Origin of the sequence: Clostridium sp. UBA1056 (assembly GCA_002316385.1) — a bacterium.
GTDB lineage: Bacteria > Bacillota > Clostridia > Clostridiales > Clostridiaceae > Clostridium_J.
This window is the reverse complement of the sequence record DCDL01000006.1, coordinates 81880-101203: the sequence shown is the minus strand read 5'-3', so window position 1 is coordinate 101203 and position 19324 is coordinate 81880. Positions and strand designations below refer to the sequence as shown.

At 30.8% G+C, this 19324-nt stretch carries 19 protein-coding genes and 2 pseudogenes; 9 read left to right on the top strand and 12 right to left on the bottom strand.

The window, feature by feature from the left end; translation table 11 throughout:
* Positions 1 to 3 precede the first annotated feature (3 nt).
* The 3 genes from B3W71_RS03065 to hypB all read right to left on the bottom strand — a co-directional run bounded on the left by B3W71_RS03065 (position 4) and on the right by hypB (position 3869).
* The gene (locus B3W71_RS03065; RefSeq protein ID WP_346887472.1) at positions 4 to 345 is read right to left on the bottom strand and encodes a hydrogenase maturation nickel metallochaperone HypA; all 342 of its coding nucleotides are present in this window, start codon (positions 343 to 345) and stop codon (positions 4 to 6) included.
* A gap of 106 nt (positions 346 to 451) precedes the next feature.
* A complete protein-coding gene (locus B3W71_RS03060; protein WP_346887471.1) occupies positions 452 to 3142 on the bottom strand; it encodes an FAD-dependent oxidoreductase in 2691 nt (896 codons plus the stop codon).
* Positions 3143 to 3197: 55 nt separating this feature from the next.
* A complete protein-coding gene (gene hypB / locus B3W71_RS03055; RefSeq protein ID WP_346887470.1) occupies positions 3198 to 3869 on the bottom strand; it encodes a hydrogenase nickel incorporation protein HypB in 672 nt (223 codons plus the stop codon).
* Positions 3870 to 4715: 846 nt separating this feature from the next.
* Here hypB and B3W71_RS03050 point away from each other — a divergent pair.
* The gene (locus tag B3W71_RS03050; RefSeq protein WP_346887469.1) at positions 4716 to 5168 is read left to right on the top strand and encodes a GNAT family N-acetyltransferase; all 453 of its coding nucleotides are present in this window, start codon (positions 4716 to 4718) and stop codon (positions 5166 to 5168) included.
* 157 nt (positions 5169 to 5325) lie between these two features.
* Here the strand turns inward: B3W71_RS03050 and B3W71_RS03045 are convergent, their stop codons facing one another.
* Positions 5326 to 5706: a VOC family protein gene (locus B3W71_RS03045; protein WP_346887468.1), complete on the bottom strand. Its 381-nt coding sequence runs from the start codon at positions 5704 to 5706 to the stop codon at positions 5326 to 5328.
* Between the two features lie 65 nt (positions 5707 to 5771).
* Positions 5772 to 6086 carry a cupin domain-containing protein gene (locus B3W71_RS03040; RefSeq protein ID WP_346887467.1) on the bottom strand — a complete coding sequence of 105 codons (315 nt, stop codon included), beginning with the start codon at positions 6084 to 6086 and terminating at the stop codon, positions 5772 to 5774.
* Positions 6087 to 6266: 180 nt separating this feature from the next.
* Between B3W71_RS03040 and B3W71_RS03035 the strand changes: the two genes are divergently transcribed.
* Positions 6267 to 6596: a helix-turn-helix domain-containing protein gene (locus tag B3W71_RS03035; RefSeq protein ID WP_346887466.1), complete on the top strand. Its 330-nt coding sequence runs from the start codon at positions 6267 to 6269 to the stop codon at positions 6594 to 6596.
* A 308-nt stretch (positions 6597 to 6904) separates the two neighbouring features.
* Here B3W71_RS03035 and B3W71_RS03030 read toward each other — a convergent pair whose 3' ends face one another.
* The 4 genes and pseudogenes from B3W71_RS03030 to B3W71_RS03015 all read right to left on the bottom strand — a co-directional run bounded on the left by B3W71_RS03030 (position 6905) and on the right by B3W71_RS03015 (position 10504).
* Positions 6905 to 7981 carry an AraC family transcriptional regulator gene (locus tag B3W71_RS03030; protein WP_346887465.1) on the bottom strand — a complete coding sequence of 359 codons (1077 nt, stop codon included), beginning with the start codon at positions 7979 to 7981 and terminating at the stop codon, positions 6905 to 6907.
* 676 nt (positions 7982 to 8657) lie between these two features.
* Positions 8658 to 9236, bottom strand: a pseudogene (locus B3W71_RS03025) (AAA family ATPase); the annotation flags it as partial.
* Positions 9217 to 9525 (bottom strand): hypothetical protein, encoded by a 309-nt coding sequence (locus B3W71_RS03020; RefSeq protein WP_346887464.1) that lies wholly within the window; start codon positions 9523 to 9525, stop codon positions 9217 to 9219. The gene B3W71_RS03020 and the pseudogene B3W71_RS03025, both read right to left, overlap by 20 nt.
* 475 nt (positions 9526 to 10000) lie before the next feature.
* Positions 10001 to 10504: an Rrf2 family transcriptional regulator gene (locus B3W71_RS03015; protein ID WP_346887463.1), complete on the bottom strand. Its 504-nt coding sequence runs from the start codon at positions 10502 to 10504 to the stop codon at positions 10001 to 10003.
* Positions 10505 to 10706: 202 nt separating this feature from the next.
* On the opposite strand from B3W71_RS03015, the gene B3W71_RS03010 reads away from it, so the two are divergent.
* Together B3W71_RS03010 and B3W71_RS03005 are read left to right on the top strand one after the other, a co-directional pair.
* Positions 10707 to 11078 (top strand): pyridoxamine 5'-phosphate oxidase family protein, encoded by a 372-nt coding sequence (locus B3W71_RS03010; RefSeq protein WP_346887462.1) that lies wholly within the window; start codon positions 10707 to 10709, stop codon positions 11076 to 11078.
* Positions 11079 to 11102: 24 nt separating this feature from the next.
* Positions 11103 to 11279, top strand: coding sequence for an ATP-binding protein (locus B3W71_RS03005; protein ID WP_346887461.1), 177 nt, complete (start codon positions 11103 to 11105; stop codon positions 11277 to 11279).
* Positions 11280 to 11635: 356 nt separating this feature from the next.
* Here the strand turns inward: B3W71_RS03005 and B3W71_RS03000 are convergent.
* Positions 11636 to 12072 (bottom strand): annotated as a pseudogene (locus B3W71_RS03000) (AAA family ATPase); the annotation flags it as partial.
* A 452-nt stretch (positions 12073 to 12524) separates the two neighbouring features.
* On the opposite strand from B3W71_RS03000, the gene B3W71_RS02995 reads away from it, so the two are divergent.
* From B3W71_RS02995 to B3W71_RS02975, 5 genes are all read left to right on the top strand, one after another.
* Positions 12525 to 14240: a methyl-accepting chemotaxis protein gene (locus B3W71_RS02995; RefSeq protein ID WP_346887460.1), complete on the top strand. Its 1716-nt coding sequence runs from the start codon at positions 12525 to 12527 to the stop codon at positions 14238 to 14240.
* Between the two features lie 443 nt (positions 14241 to 14683).
* A complete protein-coding gene (locus B3W71_RS02990; RefSeq protein ID WP_346887459.1) occupies positions 14684 to 15004 on the top strand; it encodes a TIGR04104 family putative zinc finger protein in 321 nt (106 codons plus the stop codon).
* Between the two features lie 378 nt (positions 15005 to 15382).
* Positions 15383 to 16459, top strand: a complete 1077-nt coding sequence (locus tag B3W71_RS02985; RefSeq protein ID WP_346887458.1) for a helix-turn-helix domain-containing protein — start codon at positions 15383 to 15385, stop codon at positions 16457 to 16459.
* Positions 16460 to 16587: 128 nt separating this feature from the next.
* Positions 16588 to 17535 carry a YafY family protein gene (locus B3W71_RS02980; RefSeq protein WP_346887457.1) on the top strand — a complete coding sequence of 316 codons (948 nt, stop codon included), beginning with the start codon at positions 16588 to 16590 and terminating at the stop codon, positions 17533 to 17535.
* A gap of 46 nt (positions 17536 to 17581) precedes the next feature.
* Positions 17582 to 18160 carry a type 1 glutamine amidotransferase family protein gene (locus B3W71_RS02975; protein ID WP_346887456.1) on the top strand — a complete coding sequence of 193 codons (579 nt, stop codon included), beginning with the start codon at positions 17582 to 17584 and terminating at the stop codon, positions 18158 to 18160.
* 316 nt (positions 18161 to 18476) lie between these two features.
* On the opposite strand, the gene B3W71_RS02970 is transcribed toward B3W71_RS02975, so the two are convergent.
* Positions 18477 to 18779 carry a hypothetical protein gene (locus B3W71_RS02970; protein ID WP_346887455.1) on the bottom strand — a complete coding sequence of 101 codons (303 nt, stop codon included), beginning with the start codon at positions 18777 to 18779 and terminating at the stop codon, positions 18477 to 18479.
* Positions 18780 to 18900: 121 nt separating this feature from the next.
* Positions 18901 to 19281, bottom strand: a complete 381-nt coding sequence (locus B3W71_RS02965; protein ID WP_346887454.1) for a nuclear transport factor 2 family protein — start codon at positions 19279 to 19281, stop codon at positions 18901 to 18903.
* Positions 19282 to 19324 lie beyond the last annotated feature (43 nt).

The following is a 19324-nucleotide window of genomic DNA, read 5'->3' as shown; positions in this document are numbered from 1 at the left end:
AATTTAACAAGCAACGATTTCCTTGATCATAAACTCTTTTCCGCATAATAACTCCCATCCTTCACTTGTACAGTTTGGACACTTACTATTATGCTCAATGATATTAAAAACTTTTTTACATTTTTTGCAAAGAGCATTGCCTGGTAATATCTCAATTTTTAATTTTGTATCTTGTAATCGTGTACCATCTACTGCAGCTGGATAACAGGATTCAATATATCTGGGAATCATTGATGATAGCTCACCAATTTGGAGAACTATTGTATCTATTTTTGTTAATCCATTTTTTTCTGCGAAATTTTCAACAGTCTTAACAACCTCAATCACTACGCCTAATTCATGCAATTAAACTCACCTCTACTTACCTATATTAAAAATCTAAGGGGAACCTTAGGTCCCCCTCTATCTTTTTTACAATCTATCTTACCTTTAGGCATTATCAAATAAATAATTAAGAATTTCCTTTAATCATCTTCTTAACTTTTCTAGCATTAATTACGATTTTACGCTTAATTATATTTTTAACAATTATAGGTTTAAGTTTTTCAAGTGGTACACTTTGTGCATCATATTTTCTATAAAGTGTAATAGCATCAAACTTACATCTAGTTGTACATGCACCACATCCTATACAAGTATATTCATCTACTGTTGTAGCACCACATCCAAGGCAACGCTCTGTTTCCTTCTTCATTTGCTCTTCAGTAAAGGTAGGACGTAAATCTCTAAATGTTTCTTTTGATTTAGCTCCATCTACATGAGCTATTCTATTTCTCTTAATATTATCATAACCATCCAAAACTAAGTTAGCTTTGTCAAATGCATGATACGCTCTTCTATCACGACCAAAAACTAAGCTTTGTCCCGGATGAACAAAACGATGGATTGATATTGCAGCTTCTTTACCTAAGGCAATAGCATCTATAGCAAATTTAGGTCCAGTTAAGGCATCTCCACCTGCAAATATATCTAGTTCTCCAGTTTGTAATGTAAATGAATCTGCTTTAATTGTCTTGTTTGGATTTAATTCTACTTTGCTATCTTCTAATAAATTACCCCAGTCCATTCCTTGACCTACTGAAATTAAAATATGGCTTGCCTTAACAACTTTAACTTCATTTTCATCAAATTTTGGATTGAACCTTTTATTTTCATCAAAAACAGAAATACACTTCTTAAACTCAATTCCAATTACCTTGCCATTTTCAATTAGAATTCTCTTTGGTCCCCAAGAATTATTGATTTCTATCTCTTCTGCTAAAGCTTCATCAATTTCTTCATCTAAAGCAGGCATTTCTTTTCTTGATTCAAGACAGAACATAGAAGTTTTAGATGCTCCAACTCTTGTAGCTGTTCTTGCAACGTCAATGGCAACGTTACCACCACCGATTACAACAACTTCTCCACCTAGCTTAATGTCATTTCCTAAGTTAACTTCACGTAAGAAATCAACTCCAGTCATAACACCTTCTGCCTCTTCACCTTCTATACCAAGGTTTCTTCCAGCTTGTGCACCTATTGCTAGATAGAATGCTTCATAGCCTTCACGTCTTAAATCCTTAAGACTTACATCTTTTCCTACTTCAACACCAGTCTTAAATTCAACACCTAATTCTCTTAAAACTTCTATTTCTGCATTTATTACATCTTTTTCTAATCTATAAGATGGAATTCCAAGTGTTAACATACCACCAAGTGCTTTTTGCTTTTCAAATACAGTTACCTTATAACCATCAATAGCTAAGTAATAGGCACAAGATAAACCTGAAGGTCCACCACCTACAATTGCTATCTTTTTACCATATTCATGTCTTTTCTTTGGCACGAAACGATGTTCCATCTTTAAATCTTGCTCAGCAATAAACTTTTTGATTTCATCTACAGCAACTGCTTCATCAATTTCCCCTCTAGTACATGCAGATTCGCATTTTCTTGGACATATACGTCCACATACTGCTGGGAATGGATTTTCATTTTTTATAAGTTCAAGTGCATCTTTATATCTTCCTTGAGAAGCCAGTTTTATATAACCTTGAACAGAAATATGGGCTGGACAGTATGTTTTACATGGACTTGTACCAGTTTCAACAACATTTTCTCTATTAGTACGATGATCCACATTCCACTTATCTTCTCCCCACTCTGTATTATGAGCAAAGTCTTCTCTCTTCTTTTCAGAAATTGGTGTTTTAGTACATAATTTTTGTCCTAATTTTAATGCATTAACTGGACAAACTTGAACACATTCTCCACACGCAACACATTTGTCTTTATCTACTTTTGAAACATAATTCGAACGCACAAAATCATTGTTTCCAAACATACCAGCAAGTCTTGTAGCGTAACATGAACAACCACAACAGTTACAGATAGCATGAGTATGGCCTGGACCATCTGCATTTGGTATTTGATGCATTAAACCGTTTTCTTCGGCTCTTTTAATGATTTCAAAAGCTTCTTCACGGGTAATTGCTCGACCTCGGCCTGTACGTATATAGTATTCTGCCGCATGTCCAAGCTGAATACACATATCTTCTTTTAAGTGTCCACAGCCTTCGCCCATAGCTTCTCTTGATGTACGGCAAGAACAATCAGAAACAGAGAATACAGTATTTTCATTAAGATATTTAGAAATTTCTTCATATGAAGCTCTTCTAGTTTCTCCTTCAATAGCTGTTTCTATTGGTATAACACGCATAGTACCTGTTCCTACTGGAAAAACACCCGCTGTAATAGGAGCTTTTTTTCTTCCGTATGCCTCAAAAGCCTCTGCAATTTGCTTATAATTTTTAACACTATCTCTATCAGGATGATTAACTATCATTTCCATTTGTCCTGGAACCCAAATATCAAACCAGTACTTATCAACCCCATCTATTTCATTAACAAAGCAAACACCCGCAACAGCTAAATCCCATAGTATTTTTGCTGTTTCCTCTACAGATTTTCCACATGAAGCTGCAACCTCTTCTGCAGTCTTCTTTTTACGGAATTCAAGACAAAGCCCCACCTCTGCCATTTCTGTTGTAACAACTGGCTCCAAAATTTTATATTCTGGGTCTTTCGGCTTTATTTCATTTTTTGAACCAGGTTTTATTTTACTTATATGATTTGCAAGCTCTAATACTTTTTCTTTTACCATATGTATTCCCCCTAATTACGTCTCTCTCAAATAAATAATAGATCAGTTTTCTCGCCTATTTTTCACTCCAATTTTTTACTTCCCTACGTATCCAGTTAGCCCATTCATCGATTCCCTCACCATTTCTAGCAGAGATTGGGATAACCTTGATATTAGGATTCAATTTTTTTACACGCTCTTTTACTGCCTCTAAATTAAAATCAAAATAATCTATGGCATCTATTTTATTAATTAATAAAACATCGACAATGGAAAACATCAAAGGGTATTTTAAAGGTTTGTCATCTCCCTCTGGTATACTTAAAATCATGGCATTTTTTGATGCACCAGTATCAAATTCTGCTGGACATACTAAGTTTCCTACATTTTCTAAGATGACAAAATCAACGCCTTCTGTACCCAATCCAGTTAACCCTTGTTTGGTCATATCTGCATCAAGATGACACATTCCACCTGTGTGCAATTGGATTACTTTTGCACCTGTCTTTGAAACAGTATTAGCATCTACATCTGAATCAATATCTGCTTCTAAAACCCCAATACTCATTTCATCTTTCAAAGTTTCAATTGTTCTTAAAACAGTTGTTGTTTTACCTGAACCTGGTGATGACATTAAATTCAATAAAAAAGTCTTTTCTTTCTTTAGCTCTTTCCTAAGCAAATCCGCTTGCCTATCGTTGTCTTCGAAAACACTTTGCTTAATCTCAAGAACTTTATACGTATCCATATCATCTACCCCCCCATTTAATTTATACTTCACCATAAAAAATATTACTTACAATCAAATTGTATCACGGAATCCATATTAATGAAATATATTCCCATATATGTTTTAATATAATAAGATTTACTATATATTATCTATTGTTTTGCATTGGTTGTTTATAACCTTCATTTCCTTAGGAAAGTCGATTCACATTCGCTTTAGTAAAGGAAACTTCTTCTCACATGCGTTCAAATGAGTAAGCTCGAGTAACCAAATCAAAGATTTGGACTCTTACTTAAGTTCTGCTAACTAAACCAAAGATTTAGAGCATCACTTATGGTACAGTTCCTCATATCATATTCTAAATTCTATTAAATTTTGCATAGAACTACTATTCCCTCCTCATTCATCAAGTTTATAGATGTCGCCTAATCCATAATCTAATGAGTGGTTATCAGCTATTTGTCTTGAAATAAGATAATAGTTTTAATTGTTCCATCATTACTAAAAATTAACTTTTGATTTGCCATTTTTCCCATTTCGAACTTCTTAGTTTCCACACTTCCTATATTCCACCCAATTTGAACACTTGATATAACTAATACTAAGCCTTCTCGAGTAAAACTATATTTTTACAAATATATATACTTAACTTCTCAAAAATAATTTTTAGGTAAATATCTTAATACATAGTACAATCCCTTCTGTAGATACAAGGATTAAAAGTTATAAAGATACTAATAGCCACATTTACTTAACTCAATTTTGTTAATAAATACAGTTATGGTATAATATTCATATGAGATGACGCATATCATGAAATTAGGATTACTAATATAATCTTTTTGTTTGGAAGGAGCATGGGTATTGTCAGAGATAAAGAATGCAAACATTGATGATTCTCAGCTAATTACTGACATAAAAATAAAAGCATACAATAAAGAAATTAATACTTATTTAGGAAGGAATGGAGGCCCTCAAGGATATAATGAGGTGGAGTCTCAAATTTATATTATCGAAAACTTTATTGCTTATAAAATTGAATTAGATAATCAAATTATAGGGGCATTGTTTCTTATCCCTTTAGGTGATAATAAGATGAGATTTGAGGATTTTGTAATAGAGCCATCATTTCAAGGAAAAGGCTACGGTTATAGAGTAATGGAATTGATTGAAAAAACATATCCAGATATTAATCAATGGCAACTTTCTACACCCGTATTTAGTGTAGGTAATCAACATTTATATGAAAAATTTGGTTATATAGAAGTTTCAAGAAATGAAGATGAAATTGAATATATAAAGAAAATTCAATTGTAAGCAATCTTCCTTAATATTAAAAGGTAGTCCAAGTTTGAGTTCAGACTTGGACTACCTGTATTTAGTGTGTATACATCAACAATTTGCTCTAACAGAGCCTAATTTTAAAATAGTAGATGATATTAATGTTAATGGACATAGAAATTAGCTTAACAAATTAACCTCTAAATTCGATCAGTTCACCATCAGGTCCTTTAAAAACTACTCTTTTCCAACCAATTTCTTGCGGCACTCTTGGAGTGGGAATATGAGGTTCGGTCACAACTGGAACACCTGCATTCTTAAGTCTTTGATAATCAGCATCAAAGTTATTGCTAACAAGACAAAAATGAAATCCACTATTTTTCTTTTCTTTTGTCCAGTGCTCAAATTCTAAAACAGTATCTCCCAATTGAAGATAAACTACTTTTTCAATTTCTGGCATGCCCGGAACATCATGTTCAAAATATTTCTTAAAGCCGAAATATTTCTCATAAAAATCAATTGATTTCTGTCTATCCTTTACAGCAAATGCAACATGGTCTATACGTTTAAACATTTAATCTACCTCCATACTAGAAGTCATTACTTCCAAGTTTTTTGAATTACACGGTTAATATCGAATTAACTGGTTATCTTAATTTGCAGTACAACCCAATTCGATGAGCTGGTGTTATTAAATCCATGAGTTTCTCCCTTGGGAGATAAAATAATGTCTTTTTCACTTATTATGAATTCTTCATTATTTATTGTTATGGTTCCTTCACCAGAAATAACATAAAAAACCTCATCAATATCCGTATGCTTATGATCTGGTGTCGTTTGGTTAGGCCCGTAAAGCAGAAGTCCTACGTCAAGCTGCCCTTCTTTAAAAATAGCTTTGCGTGCACTCCTTTCAGATGCAAAATCAAGTATGTCCCCTATATTTATTTTATTCATATAATTATTTCTCCCTTCACAAATATCTTGTGTAAAAATCGTAGTCTGCATTTGAAATAACTAGACTGTTACAACTTGATTATATTGTAAGATCTTTACTTTCTTATCGCAAGTAGGCACTATTTTGTGCTATACTAACTATAAAGTAAGTATTATTTAATAAGTAAAGGAGATAGTAAAATGCCATGTGATAAATCATGTCCTATTGAGCATACAGTTGACTTGATTGGGCACAAATGGAAGGTGCTTATTCTTAGAAATCTAATGAATAACGGTATTCAAAGATTCAACGAACTTAACAAGGGAATTGAAGGAATAAGTCAGAAGATGCTTACGCAACAGCTGCGGCAAATGGAGACCGATGGGCTTATTCGAAGAAAAATTTATCCTGAGGTTCCACCAAAAGTTGAATATTCTCTTACAGAACTTGGCCAAACATTGAAGCCAGTCTTGGATGTAATGAGTCATTGGGGAACGGAACATATTAATAGTGGTATATTAGATGACTGAGATTTATGCAGGCACGACAAAGCATTATTTCTTCCTTTCTACTACATAGAGCCTGTGAAAAAAAGTCTGTAAATTATATACAGTGATTAGTCACATTTTTCTTATATTAAGCATTACAGGTGGACAATCCCATCTGTAGTTTTTTAACATTATATTAAAACATAGCCTTGATTTAACATGCACAACATCATCTGTTTTAGTTGGAACACTTCAGAATTTAAAAGTTTTGTCAGGATCAACTTTGTTTGAACTCTCTCTATCTATCAAAAGTTCTTTTAGCATTATCAAATTTAATTTTATTGTTGTTTTCATCTAGTTCTATTAATAAGCTCTATATATTGTGAATCTCCATATCCTATTGTTGGGAAAAGATCAAATAACCTATTAACTAATTCTGATGTTGGTAAACCTTTATTTCTAGAAATATACTTTACTACTGCATTATTTTCTTTTAGCATATCTAAATATATGTCTATTGCCTGATACATTACTGGAAGTAGTTCATTTGATGGTTTTTCATGATTTACCAATACTTCTTTGTATACAGAATAATAGTTACCTAATTTAAGTTCAGTTTGACTTACTTTAAATTCATCCTCTCTGAAGCTATTTAGGAACACTTTGCCATCATATCCGGACTGTTCAAGATAGGCAAGTATTGTAAGTAGGTTCATTTGACAAAACATGTCTTCACCAAACCATAAAACTATACATTTATATTCTTTATTAAAAAGATTGTCTAATGGATCAATAACTTTTTTAATATAATTTTCTACTGAACCATGATGTCCTAATGCTCGTATTTTTATAAACTCTTTATCAAAGACTTGTTTATTAGTCGCGTTTACACACATCGCTTCATTAAATGGAACGTAATCAGAATCTCCCATTAGTTTTTTATCTTTAAACTCTTCATACATGACCTGACCATTCAATATGTTGAGTACGTCTTTGTCAAACAACTCACTCTTCTCATTTTGTAACTGTTCAACTTCAATTTTTCTAGAAATACTCATTTTACACCATTCCTCATCTTTATTGATAGTAAGTTTAACAAATGATTGAATAGGCAGTTTGTTAAGTTGAAATTCTCTTGGATTTATACCAAAAACAGTTTTAAAAGCTCTACTATATGCTTCTTGCGAAGAATAATCGTAATCAAATGCAATGTCAATTATCTTCCTCTCATTTGCCAAATCTTCCGTAGATAAATACAATCTTCTAAGAAGAATATAGCGCCTAATACTTATACCTGTTACTTGGTGAAATTTAAAAGAACAATAATAAGGGGAATATCCCATATAATTAGATAGTTCATCTAATGAAAATTCATTTTTTAAATTTTCTTCAATCCAATCAATCATAAGCTGTATATATTCATTCATTTATCTCACTCCTAAATAAAATTATAATAGGTATCAATTTCTCTCTTTTGATATTTCTTGCGATTTATAAAATTAAACTTTTATAAAAAATTGTGAGATAATATCTCTAATCTCATATAAGGGGTTTGGCTAGCAGAACTGACACGAATATAACCGATTTTTCGCAAAATATCACCTAGTTTTGAGACAAGTCTTATGAGACGCTCTTAGCTATTACTTTATCAGCCTACTACACTTGCATCAATAGAGTACACCTCACTTCTACAGTTTTCATATATATCTCATATTAGTAAACTTTATAAATTTATAAAAATAGTATCTAATCGAAGGTGGATGTATCTTTTTTATTATAGTGAATTTATTGTTACTTTTATCATATATTAAACTTCTGTTTGTTTTAGGCCTATGCATTTAATCTAATAGGTGGAGATTTGGCTTTATGGTAGATCGGATTATTTATATCTCCGGTCTACCATAAAGCTAGGTTTTAATATAGATAAGTTTTATGTATTTTATCCGATGACTATCCGCTCTAATACTCCCATCTTCTTCAAATTGGGAGTAAAAATCCCCTCTGAAGCAAAGAACTCTGTTTATAGAAAAACATAAAAAAGAAATGTATAAATCCTACATTTTCATGTTGGAACAGTTATACACTTACATTATAAAACTTACTCTAGCAATAAACTTCAACTACTCTTTTTTCTTTGTCGCCTATAAAAATTGTTGTTTCCTTCATTGTTCTGGCTTCTCCATTTACCCTTCTAAAGTCAAATATTAGAAGGTATCCTTCATTAAGGTTATACTGCTCTAAGTATTTACATAGCTGCATTAATCCCTTTTGATGATAAGATTCTCCACTCCACCTTTTTAGCTCTAGGATATACATCTTTTTGTTATATGTTATAACAATATCAAATCTCTTTTCATATCCACCCTGTACTTCTTTAAACGCAAAGCCTGTTCCATTTATTATTGGACTTATGAAAGCTAAAAATAGAAGTCTTCCATCAGCCTCCAAAAAAGCCCCTCTTTTCTCAGAATACTCATGCTTCATAAACTCTAAGAACTTTACAAGTATTTTTCTAACATCTAGGTTGCCATCTTCCTTTATATAGCCACTCCTTTGGTTATAGGAGCCTACATTAGTTGAGGTTTCTATAAGGGAACTCATATAATTATAAATTCTTTGCTCATATATCCTATTGTTAATTTTAATTTTTCCATTATAATTTTTAAAAAGACCATATATTATACATGGTCTTTTCCTTCTTTATTTCTTCAATCATCCACTGATATTGTGAATCTCCAAGGCCGTACTGAGAAAACAGTGTAAGCAGTTCTTCTACTAGATTTTCCTTGTTAAGATTGTTTTTGATGTAGCGTATGATATAGCCGTTTTCTTCTCGGTATCCAAGATATAAATTCATTGCCTGATAAGTGATGGGCAGCAATTTTGCATCACATTTTTTTCTATCGCAAAGCACAGTTTTGTATATATAATTATAACCATCTGTATCAATTTCCACAGCATCTGGCAACATTTATCCGTTTGCTCTTGCACCATGTAAAAAGCACATCACCGTCAAAATGAACTTCCTCCGAATATAAAAGAACAGTAATTAAGTTCATCTGGCAGAACATATCGTCACCAAACCATAAAACGAGTGAGTTTCATTTAACTCTTCCCATAAATATCTTATAGAATCTAAACTTTCTTTATTTCCACTTATTACTTAAATTTTACTCACTATATTTCCTCACATCCATATCCTTAATATACACTATACATAAAATTATGCGTTACTTATTATATTGTCATTACCTATATTCATGTCACTCTTTAGATATCTATATAACTATTCATCGAATATCTTCTCTCAGGATACGGTGGAATGATTGTAGCACAACACTGAAACTCTGTTGATATAGTGGAGATTTTATGATCTTTTATAGAATTTATTGCATAGTAAAAATACATTGACTAATTAGACAATGTATTCTTTGTAGATTTGAATATTATTTTCTGCTATTGCTAAACCATTCAATCGTAGCCTTTTCCATTTCTTTTGGAAGTTTTTTATTATATACCTCATTATATAACCATGCTAATGTCTTATTATTTAGATATTTTATCATTTCATTTTCTGCTTCTGACATTACTACCTTTATTAAACAAGGACATTTGGTATGTGTATCTGGTAAATTATCTTTATCTAATAATATATTATTTTGTCTAATTTCCGCACATTGAAAGAATGGTTCACTTCCTTCTACTGCTTCAACAACATCCCAAAATGTTATCTCTTCTGCACTACGAGCTAGTGCATAACCACCTTTTACACCTGGTATAGATTTTATAATTCCTGACTTGCTTAATTTTGCATATACTTTTGATAAATAGGTCTCTGAGATACCTTGAAATGTTGCTAAATCCCTTATTCCAACAGATTTACCTTCTTCTAAGTTTACCATATATAATAAACAATGTAATGCATACTCTACTCCTACTGAAAACTTCATCTTATTTATACTCCTTTATTATATTACAGTCTTTTCTTAATAATAGCTTATTATTTATTTTCATTCAAGATACTCATACAGCATCAAATATATACTTTTCAAAAAACATATTTATTGACAATGGCGGAAAAACGTAATATTATAATTATAGATGCTATGTGTCGACGATAAGTATTATCTATAATTCAAGGAGGAATATAAAATGTTTACAGAAAATTTTTTAGAAGTACTAAATCATGAAGGTGTAGTTTCTATTGTAACTTGTTCAAATAATGAGGCTCATGTTTCTAATACATGGAATAGCTATTTAGTTATTGTAGAGGACAATAAAATTTTAATTCCTGCAGCTGCTATGATTAAGACAGAAGAAAATATTAATGCTAACCATAATGTAAAATTAACTCTTGGTAGCAAGGAAGTAATGGGATATAACTATATGGGAACTGGATTTTTACTTGAAGGAACTACTAAGTTTTTAAAAGATGGAGATCACTTTAAGATGATGAGAGAAAAATACTCATTTCTTACAAGAGTATTAGAGATTACAGTTAGCTCTTGTAAACAAACATTATAATTTTTCAAATACAAGGAGAAAACTATGCCAAGAAGAATCAATAAATCAGATTGTGTAGCTTGTGGAACTTGCCAAAGAGTGTGTATTGTTGGGTGTATAACACAAGTAGACGATAAAAAGAGAATAATCACTGAATCTGCTTGTGTTGACTGTGGAGCTTGCCAACTTGCTTGCCCTAAAAAATGTATTACCCACTATTAATAAAACCGTACCAGAAGTAAGTGGTACAGTTTTATTAATAGTATAATTACAAGAGTGTGAAATTATTTCTGTAAATAACATAATTAATATTTCTTCATCATTAAATTCTCCCCGAACTTAAAAACTCCTATATGTAATCACATTACACATAGGAGTTTTTCTTATATTGAACTTTTATAAAATTCTACTGTTGGTTTATCTTCTTTAATTAGCTTATTTAACTTCTCTATACTTCTATCATTCAAATTTTTACTATCTAATAAAGAGCATATTTAATTTGATAAATCATTATAAAATTGTATTTTCCATTCACTTGATTAAGTTGATGACCTTATTATTCCATTAAAAAACTTACTCTAGCAATAAACTTCAACTATTCTTTTTTCTTTGTCGCCTATAGAATTTGTTGTTTCCTTCATTGTTCCGGCTTCCCCATTACCCTTCTAAAGTCAAATATTAAAAGATATCCTTCATTAAGGTTATGCTGACCTAAGTATTCACCTAGCTGCATTAATCCCTTTTGATGATAAGATTCTCCACTCCACCTTTTCAGCTCTAGTATATACATCTTTTTATTGTAAGTTATGACTATATCAAATCTCTTTTCATATCCACCCTGTACTTCTTTAAAAGCAAAGCCTGTTCCATTTACTATTGGGCTTATGAAAGCTAAAAATAGAAGTCTTCCATCAGCCTCTAAGAAAGCCTCTCTTTTCTCAGAGTACTCATGCCTCATAAACTCTGAGAACTTTACAAGGATTTTTCTAACATCTAGGTTGCCATCTTCCTTAATTTAATGAAATTTTAGGAGATAACTTTTCATTAAATAAGATAATAGTTTTAATTGTTCCATCATTATTAAAAATTAATTTTTGATTTGTCATTTACACATCCTACTTTCAATACTTTTAACTTTTTAACTTTTTATGTTCTTATGTTCTTATGTTCTTACTAGGTTAAACCCTTGATATGACTATCACTAAGTCGCCTAGATAAAAACTACACTTTATAATTATATATTTAATTTTTAAAAAATAATTTTTGTTTTAAGTTTAAACTTTTAATTCCTATTGGCCGATAATATTTAAGGATATTGAATTCACTAATCCTGTAGAGTACAAGAGATAACAGTTTATAAATACCATAATCAATATTAACATTAGTAAAAATATTTGAAAAAATTGACAAAATTAGGACTGATGTATATAATTATGGTGAATTTGAAAAGCGGAGGCTGAACAATATATGAACAATTTAAAGATAAAGTCAAAACTAATATTTTTATCGGTTTTAGCATTAGTGCTTATTAGTATAATCAGTGGGGTAGGATATTATTATATTGCAAATGCAAATGAAGACATAACAACAATGTATAAAGAAAATTTATTGAGCGTCAAATGGTTAAATGATAATAGAAACCAAGCTAGGGCTATAGAGGCAGATTTATATTACATACTATTACATACAGACGATAAAAATAAGCAAGATGAAAAATCAAAAGATATTGAAACTAGGAAAGAAATATTTGATACAAACTGGGATAACTTCAAACAAATTGCTAATGATAGTTATGTAAAAGAAAGGATTCCTATTGTTGAAAGCAATCTTCAAAAATTCATAGATGGAAGAACTGCAGCTACTAAATTAGCCATGGAAGGGAAACAGAAAGAAGCCATGGAGGAATTTAGTGCTGTTGAAAATAATAAAGAAAAATTTAATGAGAGCCTAAATGAAATCGCAATGTATAATATTAAATTAGCAGATGATTTAAATACTAAAAATGATAACGATTTTAGTTTTTCACGAAAGTTATTTGGGACAATATTTTTAATTGCCTTAGTTATTGGTTATTTTTTTGCACGTATTATTTCAAAGTCTATTTCTCGACCATTAGTTTTAATAGCAAATAATTTAAAACTTATGTCTACTGGTGACTTTACAATAAATAATTCAATAGTATTTATAAAGAGAAAAGATGAAATAGGAGATATTGCAAATGCAATGGAAGTAATGCAAAATTCATTAAAACATTTGATTGGCAATGTAACAAAAGAATCTAGTGGTATTAAAACAGTGGTGAGCACTATTTCAGAGAATATGAATAATTTAAACGCAAATATAGAAGAAGTCAACGCAACTACAGAAGAGTTATCGGCAGGAATGGAAGAAACTGCAGCATCAGCACAAGAAATGAATGCAACAGCGGATGAGATAGAAAGAGCAGTTAACTCTATAGCAACAAAAGCCCAAGAAGGCGCTATAGAAGCTCAAGTAATAAATAAAAGAGCAATGGATACTAAAGATAATGTTATAAAATCACAAGAGAAATCCATGGAAATATTATCGAAAACTAAAGGCAAATTGCAAATTGCAATGGAAAATTCAAAAGTAGTGGAGCAAATCAGCATACTGTCTGAGTCGATTATGCAGATATCTTCACAAACTAATCTTTTGTCATTAAATGCAGCCATTGAGGCAGCAAGAGCTGGAGAAGTTGGAAAGGGATTTGCTGTAGTTGCAGATGAAATAAGAAAACTTGCAGAAGAATCCAAAAATATAGTGATTGAAATACAAAGTATGACTGAAAAGGTTACTGGTTCAGTAAATGATTTATCTGCTAGCTCGAAGGAATTATTGAGTTTTGTATCGGAAGAGGTTCAGAGTGATTATAATACAATGCTAGATGTGGCAGGTGAATATAGTAAAGATGCAGAGTTTGTAAGCAACTTAGTACTAGAATTTAGCTCCACTTCCGAGGAACTTTTAGCTTCACTTCAAGATGTAGTAAAGACAATAGAACAGGTATCAATGGCTTCTAATGAAGGAGCTGAAGGAACCACAAATATTGCCCAAAAGGCATCGGATATAACTGAAAAATCCAATAAAATCGTTGAAGAGGCAGAAAAGTCCAAGGAAAGTGCAGAACAATTAAATGAAGAAGTATCTAAGTTTAAAATTTAAGTTTAATACCTTAGAATTAAACTAACTATGTTAATTAAAAGATAATATATATTTCAAAAAACTACTATACCCTAGTGGAGCAACTGCAATGTGTTTCACTAGGGTTGTATTTATTTAGTATGAATGATTTATGAAATTAATAGTTCTTAGATATGAGGCTCTAAAAAGCTTATTAAACACCAATGCAATAAATCATTGCATCGCTATTTAAATTTTTTTCAAAATAGTGGAAATAACTTAGTTCCAGATACTACTACTTTAGCCCTATTGCATGCTTTGCTATTCTGAAACATATTACATCTAAATTATACCATATACATATGATATATTAGATGAACCTTTATTGTAATAATGTGGTAAATAAGTTATAGTTATCTTATTAAGTAACTGAATTAGTTAAAAATGTGAACTAAATATTATTGATACAATGAGGGGTGAAGAAAATGATTAAATGTTATCAATGTAACGAAGTATTTTCATACAAAGACATTTTGATAATTCTCTGGAAATCATCTAAATATAAAGACGTAATTTGTAAAGATTGTGGTTGTGTATATAGGATCAGCTATTTTACAAGAATATTATTAGACATTCTAATAGTATTGCCTGTATTCTTTTCTAATTTTTTAGCATCATGGGGTATTAATATATTTTTAGTTTACTTCCCATATATTATAGCACTAATTATTATAAGTCCAATTTTTGTTAAATTTAAACTAATAACTAATAAGCAATCCATTCAAAGAAATGAGAGTAATCTGTAGTTTATAGACTCTACAGTAGCTCTGATTGAGATCTATAAAAGGTATTAATTAAATAAAGAATGTTGGTAAATATATTCATCACAATGCCCCCATTAGATAACAATAATTTAATTTTTTAGGAAGATATTGTAAAATATCCTGCAAACGTAACTATTCAGATTATATAAATGGGGTGTTGCTAACATTTCCGTCAAAACCACGCTAAGCAATAAATTTCAATGAAATATTTATGTAAAAATTCTTGAAAATGTAAAGTTGAATATCATTCAAGTTTTTTTTACTAAAACTCAACTTTCTCTCCATTGTTAATAGAGTTATATTAAACTTATAATAGATTTATCAAAGGGCCTTTTAGTTGCAAAAATTGGAGGTATTAAGTTGAATGAATTAAATATTGGTAAAACAATTTTAGAATTAAGAAAGACAAAAAATCTTACTCAAGAGCAGTTAGCTTCCATGGTTGGAGTTTCAGCAGGAGCAGTAAGCAAATGGGAAAACGGAAATTCCACGCCAGATATTTCGTTGTTAGCTCCATTAGCACGTGCATTAAATACATCTATTGATTTTTTGCTATCTTTTCAGCCTCAGCTTTCGGAAACAGATGTTGCTAATATTAAACAGAAATTAATAGAAATATTTTTACATGATGGTTATACTACTGGAGAAGCAAAGTGTTTACAATACTTAAATGAGTATGCAAATAGTATGCAACTTAAATATGAAGTTGCTGGTTTAATTTATATGTATTTGTTCATGGCCAAAGAGCCTTCTGAGGAGTTTATAAAATCAAAATGTCAATATTCCTTAGCCTTGTTGCAGCAGGTAGTTGATAGTAGAGACCCTAAGTATACTCAAATGGCACTTTTTAGTATTGCACATATTCAGATGGATATGGAGAACTATGAAGAAACTGAAAAAGCACTTAAAGAACTACCACAGAACCCTATAGATTCAACAATTGTATATTCAAATCTTTACCTAAAACAGGGTAAGAATAAGGAGACTATGGAGCTTTGTAGTGGTAAATTGATATATTATATAATTCAAAGTGGTGGTATGCTTGCTACATTAGCAAATGTTTCAAAGATAGAACAAAATTATGATAAAGCAATAGTTTACCTAGATGCATATTCTCAACTGCAGAAAATATTTAAAATAGGGTTAGGTTCAGCAGCATGCAGTTATTGCAAATTATATATGGAAATTAATCAGAATGATGTTGCTGCTCTATGGTTTAAGACTTATGTTGAAGAATTACTCACTACTAAATATGAACATGAAAGTAATCCTTATTTTGAAAAAATTAAATTAGAGGTTAATCCTGAAGGTCAGAAAATTATAAGAAAAAATATGTTGCAGTCCCTTATAAATGAAGATGAATTTAAAATTTTAGCTGGAATTGATGACTATGAACAAGGTATTAGCAAGTTAAAGGATGCTGTTACTAAAATGTAAATAAGTTTTCAATGAAAATTATTCATAGCAATCAAACTACTAAATTCTAATGTTATATTATTCACCAAGGAGAGATGAAGAAAGAACTATTTTATATTGTTACTTAGAAATGGAGAAAGCGTGTTATCATGAAGATTGATAGATTACTAGGAATTTTAAATGTCCTTGCCAATATGGACAGGATTACAATCCAAGAATTGGCAGACCGGTTTGAAGTTTCCAAACGTACAATTTTTCGAGATTTGGATACTTTGAACCAGTCGGGAGTTCCTATTGTTACATATTCAGGAATTGGTGGCGGTGTATCAGTCATTGACGGATATAAACTCAAAAGTAATATTCTTTCTAAGAAAGATATAAAAAATGTTTTTACTGCACTTAATGGACTCATGAGTATTAATGAAAACACAGATTTAACAAATCTAATAGCGAAACTAATTCCAGAAGAAGCAAGTACGGTATTTTCAGAAAGTGATTATGTAATTGATTTGTCCTCATGGTTTCAAGACAGCATTACACAAGAAAAGGTATCCGGTTTGCATAAGGCAATTAAAAATCAAAATTGTATTTATCTAGAATATATCTCCAAGAGGTCACGTTCAGCAAGAATTGTTCAACCTCATAAACTTGTTTTTAAGCAATCATACTGGTATTTATACGCTTTTTGCGAGGATAAGCAGGAGTTCCGCTTGTTTAAGGTCAATCGAATTGTTACTTATAAAATTATGGATGCAAGTTTCAGTTGTAAGTCAGTTGAAAAAATAGATTTTAGAAAAGATTTTGGTACTGATTTATTTTCTTCACAAGACCCAACATCATTGTTCGAAGTTGTACTAGAATATGATGTTACTAATGAATTCTTTTTAACAGATAAGATAGATGCTAAATTTTTTCATAGGATAAACAGTGGAGAAGAAAAGAGTCAGATTATATTTTCTGCTTCTACCTTAGAGTGGGTTACTAATTTAGTTTTCAGTCTGCAAGACAAAGTTAAAGTTATAGCACCCCTTGAACTAAAAGAAGCAATAAAAACCAGAATAAAAAGAATAAATGAACTCTACAAAGATGACATATAGGTGTCATCTTTTTCGTTGTACAATACTTAAGAAAGGAAGTGTTACAATGAAAAAAGAAATACTTGTGTTTATTTTTGATGGATATGCAGATTGGGAAAGTGCTTATATTTGTTCAGAACTCAATGGATCAGAAACAGATTATATTGTAAAAACTTTAAGTCTAGACAAAGAACCTAAAATCTCTATGGGAGGTTTTCGAATCATTCCTGATTATACTGTAAGTGATTACCCCCAAAAATTCGAGATGTTGCTTTTGATTGGTGGTCACGCTTGGATGGAACAGAAAAACAATGCCATTCAACCTGTGGTAGAGTATGCCATCAAGCATCATATTCTAGTAGCATCAATCTGTAATGCCACTAATTTTATGGCAGAGAACGGATACTTGGATAATATCAGACATTCAGGCAATTCGTTGGAGTATATGAAGTCACAAGCACCACACTACAAGGGCGACAGCAATTTTATTGAAAAACAAGCAGTTTGTGATTCTGCTATCATCACTGCAAATGGTACGGCTTCTTTAGAATTCGCTAGAAAAATTATGTTGTATTTGAATGTTAAGCCTGTAGAAAAAATTGAGGAATGGTATGAGTTTTACAAATTAGGTTTCTATCAGAAATAAAGCAATATAGTTCGATGTTAAGACAAATCAGAAAGTGTATGCTTGCTATTTTTTCTTAGGCACGTGAAAATAAATAATAGACCAAAGATTCGAAGTATATTTGTCACGAGGCAAGGAGTTAAAATCCTGTCATAGTTGCGCTATGATAGGATTTTAACGACGCAGTATTCGTGGCAAATAGGCGAGAAAACTGATCTATTATTTATTTGATAGTGCCTTAGGCTCTGTTAGATTAAAATGTTGATTTATAATATTAAAATAAGATAGTCCATTTTTACATTTGGACTACCTTATTTAACGAGAGTGTCTAATTATACTATCTAATACTCTTAGGAGATATCTTAATTGCTATGCTTGTACCAACTCCTACAATAATTCCATTTAATGCAGAATATATAAAATCTGGAATAGAAATTACATATATCCTTAAAATACCAATAATAAGCATAACTAAAAATACACAACAGACACAAAAACAGGCTTTCCACTCTTGCTTAATAGTGATATATGAACTAATTTTTTTAGTGAATTTATCTTTTTTATCAATATTAAAATAAATAATTATGCTTAATGCCATAGATATTAATAGTGGCATTGATTTATACAAAGAACTAATCATATTTCTATTCTGACCTCCCTTAATTTTTATCATATATTTATTATATATAATTATATCTAGCTTTATAGTTTAATCAGTATAATTTTAATATTGTACAATAAACTAATATAATTACGTTCAATTATTTTATTGGTTTTCCAATTTTCTTATCTTGTCTCCATTGAGGAGCAATTCCATCATCACCCCAATATTCATCCATGCTTATTATCTTTTCTCCACAAAACCTAATAAATGAAGTAGCGTGAACAGATACACTATTATCTAAAAGCCACACTCTTGTAACTGAAATAGCCAAATCATCTACAATTTCAAGTTTCTCAACCTCTCCGCACCACTTACCAGGGTATTCACAATTTGCTATTATATATTCTTCTGTAGTAAAACTTTCATTAGTATTATGCCAATTAATTATTGCATTTGTCTCAAAATATGTTTGAAGTTTTATAGGGTTTTGTTCAATAACATCTTCCCAAAAATTCAACACTCTTTTCTTAATATCCATATACATTCCCCCTTTTTTAACAATTCTCAATATAATTAAAATA

Coding starts and splice junctions, on each gene's coding strand:
- hypB (WP_346887470.1), bottom strand. CDS start 3,869: ATGGATACGTATAAAGTTCTTGAGATTAAGCAAAGTGTTTTCGAAGAC.
- B3W71_RS03015 (WP_346887463.1), bottom strand. CDS start 10,504: ATGAAGTTTTCAGTAGGAGTAGAGTATGCATTACATTGTTTATTATAT.
- B3W71_RS03040 (WP_346887467.1), bottom strand. CDS start 6,086: ATGAATAAAATAAATATAGGGGACATACTTGATTTTGCATCTGAAAGG.
- B3W71_RS03010 (WP_346887462.1), top strand. CDS start 10,707: ATGTTTACAGAAAATTTTTTAGAAGTACTAAATCATGAAGGTGTAGTT.
- B3W71_RS02975 (WP_346887456.1), top strand. CDS start 17,582: ATGAAAAAAGAAATACTTGTGTTTATTTTTGATGGATATGCAGATTGG.
- B3W71_RS02970 (WP_346887455.1), bottom strand. CDS start 18,779: ATGATTAGTTCTTTGTATAAATCAATGCCACTATTAATATCTATGGCA.
- B3W71_RS03045 (WP_346887468.1), bottom strand. CDS start 5,706: ATGTTTAAACGTATAGACCATGTTGCATTTGCTGTAAAGGATAGACAG.
- B3W71_RS03005 (WP_346887461.1), top strand. CDS start 11,103: ATGCCAAGAAGAATCAATAAATCAGATTGTGTAGCTTGTGGAACTTGC.
- B3W71_RS02965 (WP_346887454.1), bottom strand. CDS start 19,281: ATGGATATTAAGAAAAGAGTGTTGAATTTTTGGGAAGATGTTATTGAA.
- B3W71_RS02995 (WP_346887460.1), top strand. CDS start 12,525: ATGAACAATTTAAAGATAAAGTCAAAACTAATATTTTTATCGGTTTTA.
- B3W71_RS02990 (WP_346887459.1), top strand. CDS start 14,684: ATGATTAAATGTTATCAATGTAACGAAGTATTTTCATACAAAGACATT.
- B3W71_RS03035 (WP_346887466.1), top strand. CDS start 6,267: ATGCCATGTGATAAATCATGTCCTATTGAGCATACAGTTGACTTGATT.
- B3W71_RS03060 (WP_346887471.1), bottom strand. CDS start 3,142: ATGGTAAAAGAAAAAGTATTAGAGCTTGCAAATCATATAAGTAAAATA.
- B3W71_RS03030 (WP_346887465.1), bottom strand. CDS start 7,981: ATGAATGAATATATACAGCTTATGATTGATTGGATTGAAGAAAATTTA.
- B3W71_RS02980 (WP_346887457.1), top strand. CDS start 16,588: ATGAAGATTGATAGATTACTAGGAATTTTAAATGTCCTTGCCAATATG.
- B3W71_RS03020 (WP_346887464.1), bottom strand. CDS start 9,525: ATGTTGCCAGATGCTGTGGAAATTGATACAGATGGTTATAATTATATA.